Origin of the sequence: Pedobacter nutrimenti, from assembly GCF_003208655.1 — a bacterium.
Classification (GTDB): Bacteria; Bacteroidota; Bacteroidia; order Sphingobacteriales; family Sphingobacteriaceae; genus Pedobacter; species Pedobacter nutrimenti.
In genome coordinates this window covers 467437-486287 of sequence record NZ_QKLU01000001.1, presented here as the reverse complement: position 1 = coordinate 486287, position 18851 = coordinate 467437, and the positions used below count along the sequence as shown (strand labels likewise).

At 40.7% G+C, this 18851-nt stretch carries 17 protein-coding genes; 11 read left to right on the top strand and 6 right to left on the bottom strand.

The genetic code is table 11. From position 1 onward, the window contains the following. Nucleotides 1-29 precede the first annotated feature (29 nt). Both B0O44_RS01980 and B0O44_RS01975 read right to left on the bottom strand, forming a co-directional pair. On the bottom strand, nt 30-812 hold the full coding sequence (locus tag B0O44_RS01980) for a DUF3050 domain-containing protein (protein WP_110827017.1): 783 nt from the start codon (nt 810-812) through the stop codon (nt 30-32). Between the two features lie 44 nt (nt 813-856). Next, entirely contained in the window at nt 857-1627 is a 771-nt protein-coding gene (locus B0O44_RS01975) for a queuosine precursor transporter (protein WP_110827516.1), read from the bottom strand. Between the two features lie 101 nt (nt 1628-1728). Here B0O44_RS01975 and B0O44_RS01970 point away from each other — a divergent pair, with 101 nt between their 5' ends. The 6 genes from B0O44_RS01970 to B0O44_RS01945 all read left to right on the top strand — a co-directional run bounded on the left by B0O44_RS01970 (nt 1729) and on the right by B0O44_RS01945 (nt 8264). Then, the gene (locus B0O44_RS01970) at nt 1729-2874 is read left to right on the top strand and encodes a methionine aminotransferase (RefSeq protein WP_110827016.1); all 1146 of its coding nucleotides are present in this window, start codon (nt 1729-1731) and stop codon (nt 2872-2874) included. Nucleotides 2875-2897: 23 nt separating this feature from the next. After that, a complete protein-coding gene (locus tag B0O44_RS01965; protein WP_245943523.1) occupies nt 2898-3701 on the top strand; it encodes a nitrilase family protein in 804 nt (267 codons plus the stop codon). 8 nt (nt 3702-3709) lie between these two features. Further along, complete coding sequence (locus B0O44_RS01960; RefSeq protein WP_110827015.1) at nt 3710-4744, top strand: N(4)-(beta-N-acetylglucosaminyl)-L-asparaginase; 1035 nt, start codon at nt 3710-3712, stop codon at nt 4742-4744. Nucleotides 4745-4761: 17 nt separating this feature from the next. Next, entirely contained in the window at nt 4762-5502 is a 741-nt protein-coding gene (locus B0O44_RS01955) for a copper homeostasis protein CutC (protein ID WP_110827014.1), read from the top strand. Between the two features lie 69 nt (nt 5503-5571). After that, nucleotides 5572-7359, top strand: a complete 1788-nt coding sequence (lepA, locus tag B0O44_RS01950; protein WP_110827013.1) for a translation elongation factor 4 — start codon at nt 5572-5574, stop codon at nt 7357-7359. A gap of 23 nt (nt 7360-7382) precedes the next feature. Then, entirely contained in the window at nt 7383-8264 is an 882-nt protein-coding gene (locus tag B0O44_RS01945; RefSeq protein ID WP_110827012.1) for a bifunctional 5,10-methylenetetrahydrofolate dehydrogenase/5,10-methenyltetrahydrofolate cyclohydrolase, read from the top strand. 10 nt (nt 8265-8274) lie between these two features. Here B0O44_RS01945 and B0O44_RS01940 read toward each other — a convergent pair whose 3' ends face one another. Then, the gene (locus tag B0O44_RS01940; protein ID WP_110827011.1) at nt 8275-8610 is read right to left on the bottom strand and encodes a Rieske (2Fe-2S) protein; all 336 of its coding nucleotides are present in this window, start codon (nt 8608-8610) and stop codon (nt 8275-8277) included. Between the two features lie 97 nt (nt 8611-8707). Between B0O44_RS01940 and B0O44_RS01935 the strand changes: the two genes are divergently transcribed. Both B0O44_RS01935 and B0O44_RS01930 read left to right on the top strand, forming a co-directional pair. Beyond that, nucleotides 8708-9331: a 7-carboxy-7-deazaguanine synthase QueE gene (locus B0O44_RS01935; protein ID WP_110827010.1), complete on the top strand. Its 624-nt coding sequence runs from the start codon at nt 8708-8710 to the stop codon at nt 9329-9331. A gap of 93 nt (nt 9332-9424) precedes the next feature. Beyond that, complete coding sequence (locus B0O44_RS01930; RefSeq protein WP_110827009.1) at nt 9425-11332, top strand: OmpA family protein; 1908 nt, start codon at nt 9425-9427, stop codon at nt 11330-11332. A 6-nt stretch (nt 11333-11338) separates the two neighbouring features. Here the strand turns inward: B0O44_RS01930 and kdsA are convergent, their stop codons facing one another. Together kdsA and recQ are read right to left on the bottom strand one after the other, a co-directional pair. Then, nucleotides 11339-12154 carry a 3-deoxy-8-phosphooctulonate synthase gene (kdsA, locus tag B0O44_RS01925; RefSeq protein WP_110827008.1) on the bottom strand — a complete coding sequence of 272 codons (816 nt, stop codon included), beginning with the start codon at nt 12152-12154 and terminating at the stop codon, nt 11339-11341. A gap of 9 nt (nt 12155-12163) precedes the next feature. Next, on the bottom strand, nt 12164-14353 hold the full coding sequence (gene recQ, locus B0O44_RS01920; RefSeq protein WP_110827514.1) for a DNA helicase RecQ: 2190 nt from the start codon (nt 14351-14353) through the stop codon (nt 12164-12166). A gap of 88 nt (nt 14354-14441) precedes the next feature. On the opposite strand from recQ, the gene B0O44_RS01915 reads away from it, so the two are divergent. From B0O44_RS01915 to B0O44_RS01905, 3 genes are all read left to right on the top strand, one after another. Next, a complete protein-coding gene (locus tag B0O44_RS01915) occupies nt 14442-15407 on the top strand; it encodes a KpsF/GutQ family sugar-phosphate isomerase (protein WP_110827007.1) in 966 nt (321 codons plus the stop codon). Nucleotides 15408-15422: 15 nt separating this feature from the next. Then, a complete protein-coding gene (locus B0O44_RS01910; RefSeq protein WP_110827006.1) occupies nt 15423-16514 on the top strand; it encodes a mannose-1-phosphate guanylyltransferase in 1092 nt (363 codons plus the stop codon). A 71-nt stretch (nt 16515-16585) separates the two neighbouring features. Beyond that, the gene (locus tag B0O44_RS01905) at nt 16586-17857 is read left to right on the top strand and encodes an Hsp70 family protein (RefSeq protein WP_110827005.1); all 1272 of its coding nucleotides are present in this window, start codon (nt 16586-16588) and stop codon (nt 17855-17857) included. 32 nt (nt 17858-17889) lie between these two features. Here the strand turns inward: B0O44_RS01905 and rlmB are convergent, their stop codons facing one another. Further along, nucleotides 17890-18654, bottom strand: a complete 765-nt coding sequence (gene rlmB / locus B0O44_RS01900) for a 23S rRNA (guanosine(2251)-2'-O)-methyltransferase RlmB (protein ID WP_110827004.1) — start codon at nt 18652-18654, stop codon at nt 17890-17892. Nucleotides 18655-18851 lie beyond the last annotated feature (197 nt).

The window sequence follows — 18851 nt, the reverse complement described above, 5'->3', positions numbered from 1 at the left end:
GTAATTTATTTAAGTACGGTATAAACAGATTAAACTGTCATTTTATGCTTTAAAATTTGCTGATAAGCACCTTCCCATAAAACGATCCTTTTTTGTAGTGATTCCACCGCTGCTTTTTCTGCTTCCACCCAGAAAGCTTCATTATCAGAGCAGAGTTCAGCAGTCATTTCCAATGCGAGGTGGCTGTGATGGTCGCCATCAACTTCTATATGCCTTTCCAGATAATATTTAAAAATAGACAACTGTTCCGGAAATTTTTTATTCAGGTCATTCACAATAGAGAAAAACATATTAGGAATTAAGTCTTCCCTTCCAAAAGTAAAAGCGCTGGATTGCTGATGCAGTTTATTGTTTTCTATGAGTTTAAAAGTAAAATTCACAAATTCCTGCGCTGCCCCGGGTGTGCTTGCAGCAGCATAGGCAACTGTTCTGTCTTGTTTTAACTTCAAACTTTCTGAAAAACGTCCAAAAGCGGCAGTGTCTGCACCACATTGCTCCATAGCCTCTAAATACAGTTCAAAATGACTCTTTTTAATGCCATCTTGATCTACGTCCGATTCTTCGCCTGCTACAATTTCGTTGATCAGGGACCTGGTACTGGCTGATCCCACAGGAAACCAGGGAATACTTGTACAGGTAAGGTTCACCTGTAAAGACTTGAGCAATGACATAAAATCCCATACGGCGTAAACATGATGCTCCATAAATACCCTGAGATCATCTACATCATTAATGACCTGGTATACCCTGTGGTTAATAATTTGCTGCCTTAAAGGTTCTATCACCTTCTGGATATGTTCAATTCTGTTCATTTCTGTCTCTGCTCAATTTCGCAGCAAAGGTAAAGAATTGAAAATTAATTTCTAGCTGACATCCGGATCAGTTTATGAGCAAGTTCTTTACCCAGATAAGCATCAATAATCCCATGGACTAAATATAATATCGGTGTCATTAAAATAGCAACCACGAACTTGTAAGTATAGTTCACTAGCCCAATAGCGGCAACCATTTGCCAGCTCCAATGGTACTGGGGATTAAGATAAAAAGCGATAAAAATCACCACAAAACTGTCTATCAACTGAGAAATCAATGTTGAGCCCGTTGCCCGGAGCCACAAGGCCTTTTCCCCTGTTACTTTTTTAATTTTATGGAAAATAAGTACGTCGGCCATTTGTCCAACTAAAAATGCCACTATAGACCCGACAATGATCCACATTCCCTGGCCAAATATACCTGCAAAAGCGTCATTCATATTTAACTGGTGTCCGTTGATGTTTTGATTCACCCAAAAATCAGAAGGATCCAACAGCATCGCCCCTCCCACGATAAAAAAAGCGTAGGCGATCAAAATAGCAGTCAGTATAGATAAATAGCGCACTTGTCTGATCCCAAAATACTCATTGATGATATCTGTCATAATAAAGATAAAAGGCCAGGTCAGTACTCCGGCAGACATGTTAAAAGACAATTTAGGAACCCCTAAAAGATTAATATCAAACTGTTTAATTCCAAGAGTGCCTTCAACGGAAAAAATTTTAACGCCTATAAATTCAGATAATATTGCATTTGCTACAAAGAATGAGCCTAAAACCAATAGCAACCTGCTCTCTTTTGTCTTGAAAGTCATGGTTGAAATTATCATTTTTTTTTGAAATAAAGAGCTGCTTTTTCCTATTTTCCTCATCCCCCTTTCGGCAATGCATAAAATTATTTCTATTTTCGCTAAACATGATATCTATTCAATCTAAACTACCTGGAACCGGAACAACCATTTTTACAGTCATGTCAAAATTGGCAGAAGAACATAAAGCCATTAATCTTTCGCAGGGATTTCCTGATTACAGTTGTGATCCCGACCTGGTTCAACTGGTGAGCACAGCAATGAATGAAGGTTTTAACCAATATGCTCCCATGACAGGACTGCCGGCGCTGAGGGAACTTATTGCAACCAAGGCAAACAATCTTTATGGTTCAGACTATCATCCTGAAACCGAAGTCACTGTTACAGCCGGGGGCACTCAGGCTATATTTACCGCACTGAGTTCCTGTATCGGAGCTGGTGATGAGGTGATTATATTTGAACCTGCTTATGATTCCTATGCCCCTGCGATCAAAATGCTCGGCGCCCTGGTCAAGCCTTATCATATGGCCCCGCCCGATTATGAAATTGACTGGGAAATGGTCAAAAGATTGTTTAGTGCCAATACAAAAATGATCATCCTCAATAGTCCTCATAATCCAACAGGAGCTGTTTTATCACAAAAAGATATCGACGCCCTTATTAAACTGACAAAAGACACAGATATCCTGTTGCTGAGTGATGAAGTCTACGAGCATCTGATTTATGATGGCAAAAAACACCTGAGCATTGCGGCCTATCCTGAGTTGCGTGAAAGAGCTTTCGTAATTGCCTCCTTCGGAAAATTGTTGCATGCCACCGGATGGAAAATCGGATACTGTCTCGCGCCGGTACAGCTGATGAAGGAATTTAGAAAAATTCATCAGTTTAATGTTTTCAGCGTAAATACACCCATGCAAAAAGGTATAGCAAGCTACCTTGAAAAGCCATCGGTATACAATGGACTCTCCGCTTTTTTCCAGGAAAAACGGGATCAGTTCCGTAAATTAATGAGCCAAACCAAGTTTGATCTTTTGCCATGTCATGGTTCTTATTTCCAATGTGTAACTTACAACCGGATTACAGATCAGGCGGACACGGACTTTGCAAAACGATTGATTAAAGACTTAGGTGTGGCAAGCATCCCCGTTTCGGCCTTTTACATCAGGAACACAGACCACCAAGTTTTACGATTTTGTTTTGCAAAAAAGCAAGAAACCCTGGAAAAAGCCGTTGAAAGATTAATCACCTTATAAATTTAGTCCCTTACAAGCAGCATATGGAACAACCAAATCACCTGAGCATCAGCAATCTGAAGATTACCGTTTTTCAGGCCTATCTTTTTTGGGAAAACATAGATAAAAATCTTCAAAATCTTTCTTTAAGACTTTCTTCCGGAGTTAAAGAGAAAACAGATCTCATCATCCTTCCCGAAATGTTCAGTACGGGCTTCAGCATGAATGCCCAGGCCCTGGCCGAAGAAATGAACGGCAAGACCATGGAATGGATGGCAAATTCTGCCCGTAAATATGATTGTGTGGTTACAGGCAGCCTGATCATTAAAGAGCAGGAAAAATATTACAACAGAATGATCTGGATGCTCCCTGACGGAAATTTTAATTATTATGACAAAAAACACCTGTTTAGCATGGGTGAAGAAGATAAACACTATGCTGCAGGCAAAGATCAGGTGACTGTCACACTTAAAGGTTGGAAAATTAGGTTGGCCACCTGTTATGACCTGCGTTTTCCAGTATGGCTGCGTAATAAAAATGCAGCTTATGACATTTTGCTTGTCATTGCCAGCTGGCCCGACAAAAGAACTGCACACTGGAAAGCACTTATCCCGGCAAGGGCCATCGAAAACCAGAGCTATGTTATCGGTGTCAACCGGGTCGGACATGATGGCAAAGAGGTTTACCACAGCGGTCATTCCATGTGCATAGATCCCTTAGGAAATACGGTTTATTACAAACCGGAAGATGAAGACCTGTATACTTTTAGTATTGGTTACGAAGAACTTTTAAAAATCCGCCGCGATTTTCCTTTTCTGCAGGATGCAGATGATTTTACCCTATCCTAAATACATACATGTTTAACCGAAGAAAGTTTTTAAGAACAGGTGCAGCATCCGCTTCCCTTCTGTTGATTGATAAAAAAAGTTTTGCCTCGGTATTTCCAAAACCACGGGAAAAATCGGGCAATTACCCTATTGTGATTTCTACCTGGGATTTTGGCATTCCAGCAAACAAAGCCGCCTGGGGAGTCTTGTCCTCCGGAGGAAAAGCACTGGATGCTGTTGAAAAAGGTGTTCAGGTGCCAGAAGCAGATCCAAAGATACAAACCGTTGGTTATGGTGGTCTTCCTGATCGTGATGGCAGGGTTACACTGGATGCTTGTATTATGGATGATCAGGGTAACTGTGGATCTGTCGCTGCACTCGAACATATAATACATCCTATTTCTGTGGCCAGAAAGGTGATGGAAAAGACGCCACATGTAATGCTTGTTGGTGATGGTGCATTACAATTTGCACTCGAACAAGGTTTTAAAAAACAAGATCTGCTTACCCCGGAAAGTAAAAAAGCCTGGATGGAATGGCTAAAGACAGCGAAATATGAGCCGGTAATGAATATTGAAAACAAAACTTACCAAAACGCTGCCCCAACTAAACTTCCAGGGAATCAATACAACCACGATACGATAGGAATGCTGGCCCTGGATGCAAAAGGCAACATCTCTGGAGCCTGTACCACAAGCGGAATGGCCTATAAACTACATGGACGCGTTGGAGATAGTCCCATTATTGGGGCCGGCCTTTATGTTGATAATGAAGTTGGAGGTGCTACTTCCACCGGCGTAGGTGAGGAAGTGATCCGCAATGTAGGCAGTTTTCTGGTGGTCGAACTTATGCGTCAGGGAATGGGTCCGGAAGAGGCCTGTAAAGAAGCTGTTATGCGGATCATTAGAAAAAAGCCCGATATCGCAAAAAATATACAGGTGGGTTTCCTTGCCTTGAATAAAAAAGGGGAATACGGCGCCTATGCCATTCAAAAAGGATTTAGTTATGCTGTTTGCAATGATGCAAAGCAAGATCTGCTTATAGCTGGAAAAAGTTATTACTAAATTGTAGCCTATCCCTTATGATAAAAATGGAAGTTTGTGCCAACTCATTGAGCTCGGCACTTGCAGCCCAGCAAGGCGGGGCATCACGCGTAGAACTTTGTGATAATCTGCCAGAAGGCGGAACTACACCAAGTTATGCCCAGATTGCACTTTGTAAAAAAATGCTTCACATAGAGGTCTATCCTATTATTCGTCCCAGGGGTGGTGACTTTTTATACAACGATCTGGAGTTTGAACTGATGAAAGAAGACATTAAAATTTGTAAAGCCCTAAACTGTGATGGTATAGTGATTGGTTTGCTACTGGCAGATGGACGCATCGATAAAGAACGGTGTAAAATACTAGTAGAGTTGGCCAGTCCGCTCCCTGTTACTTTTCACAGGGCATTTGACAGGAGCAATGACCTTGAAAAAGCGCTGGAAGATGTCATTGAAACTGGTTGTGTGCGGATTCTTAGTTCCGGAGGATCAAGTTCTGCTTTAAAAGGCGTGCAAATGCTTTCAAAACTCATCAGGCAAGCCGGAGAAAGGATAAGTATTATGCCGGGTGCAGGTATTACAGAAGACAACATTCAAGAAATCATATCCCTGACCGCTGCAGTTGAATTTCATGCCTCTGCTAGAAAGACAGTACACAGTCAAATGACCTTTTGCAACCCGGCAGCGACCATGAGCAGCGGTACCGAAGAATATCCGTATATGCTCACAGATGCTGAAACAGTAAAAAATATGATTTTGCAAGCAAATAAAGCCTTATAAAACAGCTATTCTCAGAGATCTGCATACAAAACATAAAATGACAGATCAAAGTCTTATATTTGCGCAAAGATGAAGCATATACGTAATTTCTGCATAATTGCACATATAGATCACGGAAAAAGCACTTTAGCTGACCGTTTATTAGAGTATACCAAAACCATAAGCCAAAGGGAATCACAAGCCCAGCTTCTGGACAACATGGATTTAGAGCGTGAACGTGGTATTACCATAAAAAGTCATGCTATACAAATGAATTATACGGTTGATGGACAGGATTATGTCCTCAACTTAATTGATACACCTGGGCATGTCGATTTCTCTTATGAAGTTTCCCGTTCCATCGCAGCTTGCGAAGGTGCCTTATTAATTGTCGATGCTTCTCAGGGTATTCAGGCACAAACCATATCCAATCTCTACCTGGCCCTTGAACATGACCTGGAAATTATTCCGATCCTGAACAAAATGGACCTTCCTGGTGCCATGCCCGAAGAGGTAAAAGATCAGATTATCGATTTAATCGGCTGCAAACGCGAAGAGATCATCCCTGCCTCCGGAAAAACCGGCTTAGGGGTAACCGATATCCTGCAAGCCATTATAGATCGTATTCCTGCACCTTTAGGTGAACCAGAGGCGCCATTACAAGCCTTGATCTTCGATTCTGTGTTTAATTCCTTTCGCGGCATCATTGCTTATTTCAAAGTGGTAAATGGTGAAATCCGTAAAGGAGATAAAGTTAAATTTATCAATACCGGCAAAGAATACCTTGCTGATGAGGTGGGTGTACTCAAACTCAACATGCTGCCCAAAGAAGTCGTTAAAACGGGTGATGTAGGTTATATTATTTCAGGAATCAAAGAAGCCCGTGAGGTAAAGGTCGGTGATACCATTACCAATGTGGCCAGACCATCACTGGATGCTATACAAGGATTTGAGGAAGTAAAACCGATGGTTTTTGCAGGAATTTACCCGGTAGATACAGATGAATTTGAAGAGCTTCGGGAAGCCATGCACAAGCTGCAGCTCAACGACGCTTCCATTGTCTTTGAACCCGAAAGTTCAGCGGCCCTTGGTTTTGGTTTCCGTTGTGGTTTCCTGGGTATGCTGCACATGGAGATTATCCAGGAGCGTCTTGAACGTGAATTTGACATGACGGTCATTACCACTGTGCCTAACGTTTCCTATATCGCAAAAACAACGAGAGGTGAAGAAGTGAGTGTAAATAACCCTTCTGATTTACCCGACCCAAGTAAACTGGAATATGTCCAAGAACCTTATATCAAGGCTAATATAATAACTAAGGCAGAATTCGTAGGCCCGGTTATGTCCCTTTGTATTCAAAAAAGAGGTGTCATAATCAATCAGTCTTACCTGACTTCTGATCGGGTAGAACTGATTTTTGAAATGCCAATGGGAGAAATTGTATTTGATTTCTATGATAAATTAAAAACAATTTCCAAAGGTTACGCCTCTTTTGATTATCATCAGGTAGGCTACCGACAATCCGATCTTGTCCGTCTGGATATTTTGTTAAATGGCGAGCACGTGGATGCCTTGTCTTCTCTAATCCACAGGTCGAATTCTTATGATTTTGGTAAAAAGATCTGCGAAAAACTTCGGGAGTTGATCCCAAGACAACAATTTGAAATTGCCATACAGGCCTCTATAGGGGCCAAAGTGATTGCAAGGGAAAATGTCCGGGCAATGCGTAAAGATGTTACTGCCAAGTGTTATGGCGGTGATATTTCCCGTAAACGTAAATTACTGGAAAAACAAAAGAAAGGTAAAAAACGGATGCGCCAGGTGGGCAATGTGGAAATACCACAAACCGCATTTATGGCCGTACTAAAATTAGACTAATCAATAAAACAGAAGCGTATACTATGCAGTTACTGGACGGAAAATTTGCATCAGAAAAGATAAAACAGGAAATAGCAGCCCAGGCAGCTGAATTTTTGCAGCAAAGTGGCAGAAAACCTCATTTGATCGCCATATTGGTAGGCAATGATGGGGGCAGTGAAACCTACGTGGCCAGTAAAATGAAAAACTGCGAAAAAGTTGGCTTCCGCTCCTCTTTAATCCGTTACAATGATGAGGTTACAGAGGCCGAATTGCTGCAAAAAATAGCTGAAATTAATCAGGATCCGGAAGCTGACGGACTCATTGTCCAACTTCCCCTTCCAAAACATATTGACCCGGAAAAGATAACCGAAGCTATTGATTACAGGAAAGATGTAGATGGTTTTCATCCGGTGAATCTTGGCCGTATGATCCGTAACCTGCCTTGTTTCATTCCTGCCACACCATATGGTATTTTACTAATGCTACAGGCCTATCAAATAGATACCACTGGGAAACATTGTGTTGTTGTAGGGCGCAGCAATATCGTAGGCAGTCCAATGAGCATACTTATGGCCCGCAATGCCAATCCGGGTAATTGTACAGTTACCCTCACCCATAGCAAAACCCATAACCTTAAGGAACTGGTTCTACAAGGCGATATTATTGTTGCTGCAATAGGAAAGAAAAATTTTGTTACCGCAGATATGGTAAAACCGGGAGCTATAATTATTGATGTTGGTATCAACAGGGAAAACTCTGCAACTACAAAATCAGGCTATAAACTTTACGGAGATGTAGATTTTGAACAGGTGGCACCCAAGTCTTCCTGGATTACACCTGTACCTGGTGGCGTCGGTTTGATGACCATCGTCGGCCTGCTTAAAAATACACTGGCATCTGCCAAAAAGGAGATTTACAGCTAAGTGCTGTAAATCACTTTAAAAATCTGCTTAGCCAACTTTCTTTGAAACCAATGTAAATACCATCAGAACGATGTTCAACCGGATAGATATGGATGTAATCGCCCTGTCCCTGGGCCCCTCTACCAGTTTTTAAACTGTACTCCCAGCGGTGTATCGGGCAGACAATATACTCGTTTTTACACCACCCTCCGCTTAAAATTCCTCCTGCATGAGGGCAGGTATTCTGTAAGACATAAAACTCTCCTTTTTCTCTTACAACACATACTTTTTTCCCATTCACCTTAATCTGTTCCACAAAATCTCCTTCGGGAAGCGTATTTTCTATTTTATACCACTTTAGAGCCATCTCTTAAAAAACAAATTTCACAAACAGGTCATATAAACATTTAAGATACAGATAATCCTTATTCCTCTGAAGATTTTTTTACCTTTGGCGGATATTTATGGCACATCAGATACCAAGCGACGGCACATTGCTTCCTTTAATGGAAGAATTCTATACAATTCAGGGAGAAGGATTTAATACGGGCAAAGCCGCTTATTTTATCCGTCTTGGGGGGTGTGATGTAGGTTGTCACTGGTGCGATGTTAAAGAAAGCTGGGATGCAGAGTTACATCCCCTCACCTCAGCAGATGACATTGTTGCTAAAGCAGAAACCTTTCCCGGGAAAGCAGTTGTGATTACGGGTGGCGAACCCCTCATTTATAATTTGGATTATTTAACAGCTAAACTTCAGCAGAAGAAGATTCTTACATTTATAGAGACTTCTGGTGCTTACCCCTTATCTGGAAGCTGGGACTGGATTTGCCTTTCTCCAAAGAAATTTAAGGCACCAAGGCCAGACATTACCCCCTACGCCAACGAACTTAAAGTGATCATTTTTAACAAAAGTGACTTTAAATGGGCAGAGCAGTATGCCCAAACTGTTTCCGACAACTGTAAACTCTATCTGCAGCCCGAATGGTCAAAATCAAAGGAAATTACACCTTTGATCATTGATTATGTTATGGCCAATCCCAAATGGGAAATATCCCTTCAAACACATAAATACCTGAACATTCCATAATTAAATATTTTTTAAGTACCTGGCAGTCAAACAGAAAAGATAATTCATTTTTTTATCTTAAATTGACCTTAATTTCTGTTTAACGATAAAGCGATGCAAAGCAGACTCTTCAAAATAGCTCTGGTCCTGCTGTTGTTTCCTGCGGCAAAAAATCTTCGTGCCCAGGAAATTGCAAAAAAAGCGAAAGCCAGTTTTGAAAAAGCTCAGGAATCCATCACTCAAATGGATTATCCTCAAGCCATCAGTCTTTTAGAATCAGCAATTAAAGAAGATAATACCTTTCAGCTGGCCTATATGCAATTGGCAGAGCTCTGCAGAAAGTCAGCCAAATATGCACAAGCCGTCCCTTATTATAGTAAAGGGATTGCACTCGGCAATTTAAACGAAGCCAGAGTCTATTATGGATTTGGAGAATCTTTGTTGCTCAGCGGCCATTACCAACAGGCAAAAGATAATCTGAATACCTTTATCCGTGAATATAAAGGAAAAGACAAAGCATTACCCCTTAAAGCAGAAAAATACATCAGGGATTGTGATTTTTCAATAAATGCCTTAAACCATCCTGTCAAATATGATCCTGTTAACCTTGGTCCGGGCGTAAACTCTAAATACAGGGATTATTTTCCTTCGATTACCGCAGACGGACAGAGTCTTATTTTTAGTAGAAATGTGGAAGGTAATGAAGATTTCTATATTTCGCACAAGATCAATAACGTATGGGATACTGCGATTCCTTTCAGCAGTCAAATCAATACTACAAAGTATAATGAAGGTGCCCAATCCATTTCTGCCGATGGTATGTATTTGTTTTTCACAGGTTGTAACCGTCCGGATGGCCTGGGCCGATGTGATATTTATGTTAGTCATAAAAATGGCAAAGACTGGGGTACACCTTTCAACCTGGGGGCGCCGGTAAATTCCCCTTACTGGGAGTCGCAACCATCCATCAGTCCAGACGGAAACACACTTTATTTTGTCAGTAACCGGCCCGGTGGACTTGGTGGTTATGACATCTGGAAGAGTCATCTGAAAGAGGATGGTACCTGGGGTGAACCGGTAAATCTCGGTCCTGAAATCAATACCATTTATGATGAGCAAACCCCGTTTATTCATCCTGATGGAAAAACCCTGTATTTTTCTTCGGATGGTTGGCCTGGATTTGGAAGTAAAGATATTTTCAGGAGCCGCTTGCAGGCAGATGGCCATTGGGAGTTGCCCTTAAACCTGGGCTCCCCCATCAATACATTCAATGAAGAAACAGGACTTATTGTAAGCCCAAATGGCACCGAAGCCTTATTTTCTTCAATTCTTCCGGGAGGTTACGGCGATATGGACATCTATAAGTTTGATCTTCCCCAAACACTTCAACCGGGTAAAATCAGCTATGTAAAGGGAATCGTCAAAGATAAAGCCAATAGTGAACCGCTGGAAGCAAAAGTCAGGGTTACCGAACTTAAAACGCTTCAAAATCAGTTCAATGATTATACTTCAGCTGTTGACGGGGAATTTCTTGCGGTAATGCCCGTTGGAAACAGCTACCTACTGTATGCTGAGGCAGAAGGCTACTTATTCTATTCCGATCATTTTGATCTGGAAAACAAAGAAACCGACAAGCCTTTCCAAATCGTTATCTACCTGGAAAAAATCAAAGCCGGCGCCAATACGATCCTTAAAAATATATTTTTTGACACCAATAAATATGACCTGCTGCCTGCTTCTGTTATTGAACTAGGTAGTCTGGCCGAACTATTAGAACGCAACAAAAACATTTCCATTGAAATACAGGGGCATACTGACAATTCGGGCAGTCCGGCCCAAAACATAAAGTTATCTGAGCAAAGGGCTAAGGCTGTGTACGACTTTCTTCTGGGCAAAGGTATTGAAGCCACCAGGCTGAGCTATAAGGGATATGGAGAGAGCAAGCCAATCGCCTCCAATGAGCAGCCATCCGGAAAACAACAAAACAGACGAACCTCCTTTGTAATCACCAAAGTAAAGTAATAAGTTTTACACGATTGCTTTTCTGATTTTAATCAATTTTTCCAGTAATTCTTCCAGGTGGTCCAGGTGTAACATATTGGCCCCATCAGATTTTGCATTTGCCGGATCAGGATGGGTTTCGATAAATAAGCCATCTGCTCCCACTGCGATTGCAGCTTTAGCTATGGTACCAATCAGTTCTGGTTTTCCTCCCGTCACACCAGTGCTTTGGTTGGGTTGTTGTAAAGAATGTGTACAGTCCATCACTACTGGTACACCAAAACCCTGCATTTCAGGGATCCCTCTGTAATCAACAATAAGATCTTGATAACCAAAGGTATTTCCTCTATCGGTTAAAACTACTTTATGATTTCCAGACTCTACAATTTTTTCTACGGCAAACTTCATTGAACCTGCAGAAAGAAATTGGCCTTTTTTTACATTGACTACCTTTCCGGTTTTCGCTGCGGCAATCAGCAGATCTGTTTGCCTGCATAAAAATGCAGGGATCTGCAATACGTCTGTATAAGCAGCAGCCATAGCTGCCTCAGCGCTTTCATGAATATCGGTAACTGTTGGAACACCAAAAGTTTTTCCAACTTTCTCTAAAATTTTTAACGCTTTTTCATCCCCAATTCCCGTAAAAGAGCCACCTTTAGAACGGTTGGCTTTACGGTAAGAACCTTTAAAAATGTATGGGATTTCAAGTTTATCTGTGATTCTCACAATCTTTTCGGCAATTCTCATGGCAATCTCTTCGCCTTCTATGGCACAAGGTCCAGCCATTAAAAAAAAATTATCAGATTGTGTATGCTGTAATTTATCTAATTCAAAATTAATCATCTTCTTTTTCTAGTTTCCAAGCTCCGACATAAATTTAATCCGCATCAGCTGGATTTCTTCGCGCGTATAATCTGTTTCTCCAAGGTCTTTTAATGCCTCATCAATAGAGTCATTCTCTGCTCCACGGAAGTAATCGAAAACCTCATCCTGACGGTCTTCATCCATCACTTCATCCACAAAATAATTGAGGTTCAACTTTGTTCCTGAATTCACTATGGCTTCAATTTCTTTAAGGATCTCAAAATAAGTAATCCCCTTAGACCTGGCAATGTCTTCCAGTCCAATCTGTCTGTCGACATTTTGAATGATAGATACCTTTAGCTGCGATTTATTCGCCTGTGTTTTAATAATTAGGTCTATTGGGCGCTCGATGTCATTATCTTCTACATATTTTTTAATCAGCTCCAGAAAAGAACCACCAAACTTCAGCGCTTTACCATTTCCAACCCCAGAAATCTGCTTCAGTTCCTCCATTGTAATGGGGTAATGCGTACACATTTCCTCCAGGGAAGGGTCCTGAAAAACGACAAAAGGAGGAACATTTTTTTGCTTGGCAATCTTTTTACGCTGATCCTTCAGTAATAAAAGCAACTGGGAATCCAGAGCCCCAGTACCCTGTTTTACTTCATCATCGTCTTCTTCTGATGCCGCATCAATTGGATCGTTCAGAATAAATTTCAGACTATAAGGATTTTCCAGAAAGGCATTTCCTGATGCCGTTAAACGCAACAGCCCATAATTATCGATGTCTTTAGACAGGAAATTATTAAGCACAGCCTGTCTAATCAGTGATTTCCATAAGTTTTCACCTTCGGCTTTTCCCATACCGTATTCCGGTAGCTTGGCATGCTCATATGCAATTGTCTGTGCGGTTTCCATGCCCAATAGAACATTAAGGATATGGATGTCATCAAATTTTTCACCAATTTGTTTGATTAGACTGAGTAAGGCTTTTAAAGGTGCTTCTGCATCAAATAATTTTTTAGGCTTTTTGCAATTGTCACACATACAATTACAACCTGTTTCGTTAAAATTTTCTCCAAAATAATGCAGAATCTGCTTTCTGCGACAAACACCCGATTCTGCATAATCAATTACCTCCTTCAAGATCTGCGTACCAATTTCTCTTTCAGAAACAGGTTTATCTTTCATGAATTTGGCCAGTTTATCTACATCTTTTTGTGCATAAAAGGCAATACAAACACCTTCCCCACCGTCTCTTCCTGCCCTTCCGGTCTCCTGATAATAACCTTCCATACTTTTGGGAATATCATGATGGATCACAAAACGTACATCCGGCTTGTCAATCCCCATTCCAAAGGCAATGGTTGCAACAATCACTTCCACATCTTCCATCAGGAATTTATCCTGCGTTTCTGCACGGGTTTTAGGCTCCAGGCCAGCATGATATGGTAGGGCTTTAATACCATTAAGATTCAGGCTTTCGGCAATTTCTTCTACTTTTTTCCTGCTCAGACAATAAATAATACCCGATTTACCGGTATTTTGTTTAATGTAGCGGATCATTTCTTTCACAACATCCCGTTTGGGACGGATTTCATAAAAAAGGTTTGGACGGTTAAAAGAAGACTTAAACAAAGTTGCCTCGGTCATTTGCAGGTTTTTTATAATGTCCTGCTGTACCTTTGGGGTTGCTGTGGCCGTAAGGGCTATAATTGGAATATCACTTCCCAATCCGCTGATCACCTGTCTGATTTTCCGGTATTCAGGCCTAAAATCATGGCCCCATTCAGAAATACAATGGGCCTCATCAACAGCAACAAATGAAATTTTAATGAGTCTTAAAAAATCTATATTATCCTGTTTGGAAAGAGATTCAGGGGCAACATACAACAGTTTTGTCTGTCCGCTGAGCAAATCGCTCTTCACCTGTGCAATATCTGTTTTATTTAAAGAAGAGTTTAAAAAATGGGCAATACTATCATTTCCTCCGAAGGCCCTAAGCTGATCTACCTGATTTTTCATCAACGCAATCAAAGGAGAAATGACAATAGCAGTTCCCTCACTCATCAGTGCTGGCAATTGGTAACAAATAGACTTCCCCCCACCTGTTGGCATAATTACAAACGTGTTCTTCTTCTCGAGAACGTTGGTGATGATTGACTCCTGATCACCTTTAAAATTATCAAAACCAAAAAAGTTTTGTAAGTTGTCAAACAACGACTTTTTCACATCCATTTTCTCTATAAAATATTCCGTGCTATTTTTCATTCAAAATAACATAATTTTGCCTTAATTAAAGCATTAAGATACTAAATAATTCTGTTTGAAAAGTAAAAAATCAATTATAGAGGCGGGTGTCAACACTTTACAACTGGAGGCCCAGGCTATTTCTGGCCTGATCGGGAACATAAATGAAGATTTTGTTCGTACAGTAGAGCTCATCGTTGCATCCCAGGGTCGTGTTATTGTTACCGGAATTGGAAAAAGTGCCATCATTGCTCAAAAAATTGTGGCTACTTTTAATTCCACAGGAACTCCAGCGGTATTTATGCATGCTGCTGATGCGGTGCATGGGGACCTTGGAATGATCCAGGAAAAAGACATCATTATCTGTATTTCCAAAAGCGGTAATACCCCTGAAATTAAAGTACTCGCGCCCCTGCTTAAACAATCCGGAAATGTATTGATCGGAATGGTTGGACAATTGAACTCCGTACTGGCCGATTATGCTGACCTGATTCTAGACACCAGCGTTGAAAAAGAGGCCTGCCCAAATAATCTTGCTCCAACAACCAGCACCACGGCACAGCTGGCCATGGGTGATGCCCTTGCGGTTTGTCTCCTGCATGCCCGGGATTTCAATAAAGACGACTTTGCCAGATACCATCCAGGAGGTTCATTAGGAAAAAGACTTTATCTTAAAGCATCCGATTTGGCTTTAAGAAACGAAAAACCGTTGATCTCCCCTCAGGCGCCTGTTAAAGATGTGATTGTTGAAATAAGCCAAAACCGTTTAGGGGTCGTAGTTGTTGTTGAATCAGATCATATCCTGGGGATAATAACTGATGGAGATATTAGAAGAATGTTGGAAAAACATTCTAATTTAGCAGACATTATGGCGAAAGACATTATGAATACCAATCCTAAAAAAATTGATAAAGATGCGCTGGCACTGACCGCACTGGAAGTGATCAAACAAAACAACATAACTCAATTGCTGGTCACAGAGGGCAATCATTATTTCGGCATTATCCACTTACACGATCTGCTCCAGGAAGGGATCATCTAACGCATTTATAGCAGTATGAACAAAAATAATTATGCCTTAATCATGGCAGGTGGCGTTGGCAGCCGTTTTTGGCCAGTCAGCAGAACAGAATACCCGAAACAATTCATTGATTTTTTTGGAATCGGAAAAACTCTTATACAAAGCACTTATGAACGCTTTTTAAAAATTTGCCCGGCAGAAAACATCTTTATTGTAACCAATCAGATTTACACGGACATCATTAAAGAACAAATACCGGACATACAAGACAATCAGATTCTTGCAGAACCTATTATGCGCAATACCGCTCCGTGTATTGCCTATGGTTCTATGAAAATAACAGAAATCAATCCAGAGGCAACTATAGTGGTCGCTCCTTCTGACCATACCATTGCCGACCAGGATAAATTTATAGCAGCTATAGAGGAATCAATGGCTGCAGCTGCTAAAAATAATTGTCTGATTACACTTGGAATAAAGCCAAGCCGACCGGACACGGGTTATGGCTATATCCAGTATATTGACAGCACTTTGGCGACAGATCCAAAAATCCATAAAGTCAAATTGTTTACAGAAAAGCCAAATCTGGAGCTGGCTAAATCTTTTCTTCAAAGCGGTGATTTTTTATGGAATGCAGGTATTTTTATCTGGTCTGCAAAATCCATCAATGCTGCCTTTCAAAAACACCTGCCAGAAATGTATGAAATCTTTCAGTCCGGCCTTCCTTTATACAACACACCTAAGGAAATTGAATTTATTGGAAATGCTTACCAGCAGTGCACCAATATTTCTATAGATTTTGCCATCATGGAAAAAGCAGATAATGTGTATGTATTACCTGCGGATTTTGGCTGGTCAGACCTGGGTACCTGGGCATCTATTTATGAAATGGCCGAAAAAGATTATGTTGGAAACGCTGTTATTCCTTCAGAGAAGGTAATGATGTTTAATTCTTCCAATTGCATGGTCAATGTCCCTAAGGACAAACTCGTGATTCTCCAGGGTTTACATGATTACATCGTCGTTGAATCCAACAGTACTTTACTGGTTTGCCCAAGAAGTGAAGAACAAAGCATCAAGCAAATTGTAGCAGACATCAAATCGAAACACGGCGCTAAATTTATATAAAACACATAACCAAAAAAGCATCCATTATCTTTTAAAGATAATGGATGCTTTTTTTATAACGATCTAATTCAATGGGTAAATTTCTATACGGCATAGACTTTGGAACCACCAACTCCTCCCTCTGCATTTACGATGAGGAGTTACGAGAGATTATCGAAACCATAACTGTCCCTTCCCTGCTGTATTTTCAAAGTGCGCAGTCTGCCGGGGGTGATCTGAAATATTATGTCGGGGAACAAGCCATTGATGCTTACCTCAAAGACGGCATGAACGGCCGTTTTATGAAATCTGTAAAGAGAATTCTTCCCAGGAGCAGCTTTACACAGACCCGTGTTTATACCAAAACCTTCAACGCTTCAGAATTGGTTGCCTTAATCCTCAAAGATCTGAAACAGAAGGCCGATGGGATCATTGGTCAGGATTGTACCAAAGCCATTATTGGCAGGCCTGTTTTTTTTGACGACGACAGTGCCCAAAAAGATGAATTGGCACAAAAAAGATTAAACAAAGCTGCTGAAAATGCAGGTTTTTCCCAAATTGCTTTTCAGTTTGAACCTATAGGAGCTGCGTTTGCCTATGAAAAAACCATTACCCACAAACAAAGGGTTCTGGTCGCAGATTTGGGTGGAGGAACAACCGATTTTACCTATTTGCTCCTGGACCCTGAAAAATCAGGAAGCAAAGACCGTAAAAAAGACATTCTGGCCACAGGAGGCATTTACATAGGAGGTGATAGCTTTGATTCGGCCTTTATGTGGGAAAAAGGAACTCCTTACTTCGGAAAGGAAACCCTATATAAAGCGGCACCAGACAAATGGTTAAAAGTCCCTGTCTCTTTGTTCAGCAACATCTGTACCTGGGAGCAGATGAATTTTTTTAATGGCCAGAAGATAAAAAATGACCTGCAGGACTATTATTATTACTCAGAAAAAAATGAAAAGTTCAAAAATCTTTTGACCTTAACCGAAAATAACCTGGGTTATTCTGTTTTTCAGAAGATTGAACAAACAAAAATTGAATTGTCGCGACAAGCTAGCTCTTGTTTCAGTTATTCCAATATGGGCATCGAAATTGAAGAAGAAGTTTCACTTTCAGCTTACAATGACATCATCAGTAAAGACCTTGAAAAAATCAGCGCTTATATCGATGAATTTTTAAGCAAAAACCAAATCAGCCATACAGACATTGAAAGTCTGTTTATTACCGGTGGCACCTCCCTGCTTTTGGCAGTACAAGAACTGTTTAAAAATAAATTCCCCGGTATCCCAATAAAATCAGGTGATAATTTTATCAGTGTAGCAAAAGGACTTGCTTATAGTGATTATTTATTTGAAAATGACTAAAAACAAAGTAATAAGCATTTTAAAAAAATAAATTACATTCTTTGCCTTATGGCCTCATACAGAATAATCCCAGCGGCCACCGATACGTTCAGCGAACTAATTTCTCCGGACATTGGAATCTTAGCCAGATAATTGGCCATCCGCATAATGTCGTTTGAAATGCCCTCATCTTCTGCCCCCATGACAATTGCTGTAGGCACGGTATAATCCGGCACGTAAATCAGGTCATTTGTTTTTTCTGTACAAGCCACAATCTGCAACCCGCATTCCTGTAAAAACAAGGCGGTTTTATGCAGATTAGCGTGCCTGCACACCGGAATGGTAAACAAAGCACCAGCGGAGGTTTTAATGGCATCGGCATTAATCTGTGCAGAATTTCTGGTCGGAACAACAATAGCATGGACACCTGCGCAGGCCGCTGTCCGGGCAATGGCCCCCATATTTCTTACGTCAGTTACGCCATCCAGGATCAGTACCAATGGTGTTTCCCCTTTCTCATAGATAGCTGGAATAATGTCTTCAATCTTTTGAAAAGTCACCGCAGAAATCACCGCTATTACGCCCTGGTGATTTTTCTGGGTCATGCGGTTCAGTTTTTCTACCGGAACATTGTGCAAAGGAACTTCTATTCCCTTTAATAAAGATTTAAGCTCCAGCATCAGTTCGCTTGACACCCCACGCTGAACATAAATGGTCTCCACATCTTTCCCAGCTTTAATTGCCTCTATCACAGCACGTATACCAAACACAAACTCATTATTTTCTTTAAATCTTCCAGACCGCTTAAAGTTTTCCATACCTATATATTAAAGCGCAAAAATAGCTGAAATAATATGATTATCGGAAACCTATTTTATTCTGCAGCTAAGCCCCTCTTATCCACAACATTCTGTTGGAAAATAATTCATTATGGGGAAACCGGCTCCAAACAGAAGAATTTTAACTGTTTAAATGTTCATAAAGATTTAAAGAAATGACCTGTTTTTTTGTCTAT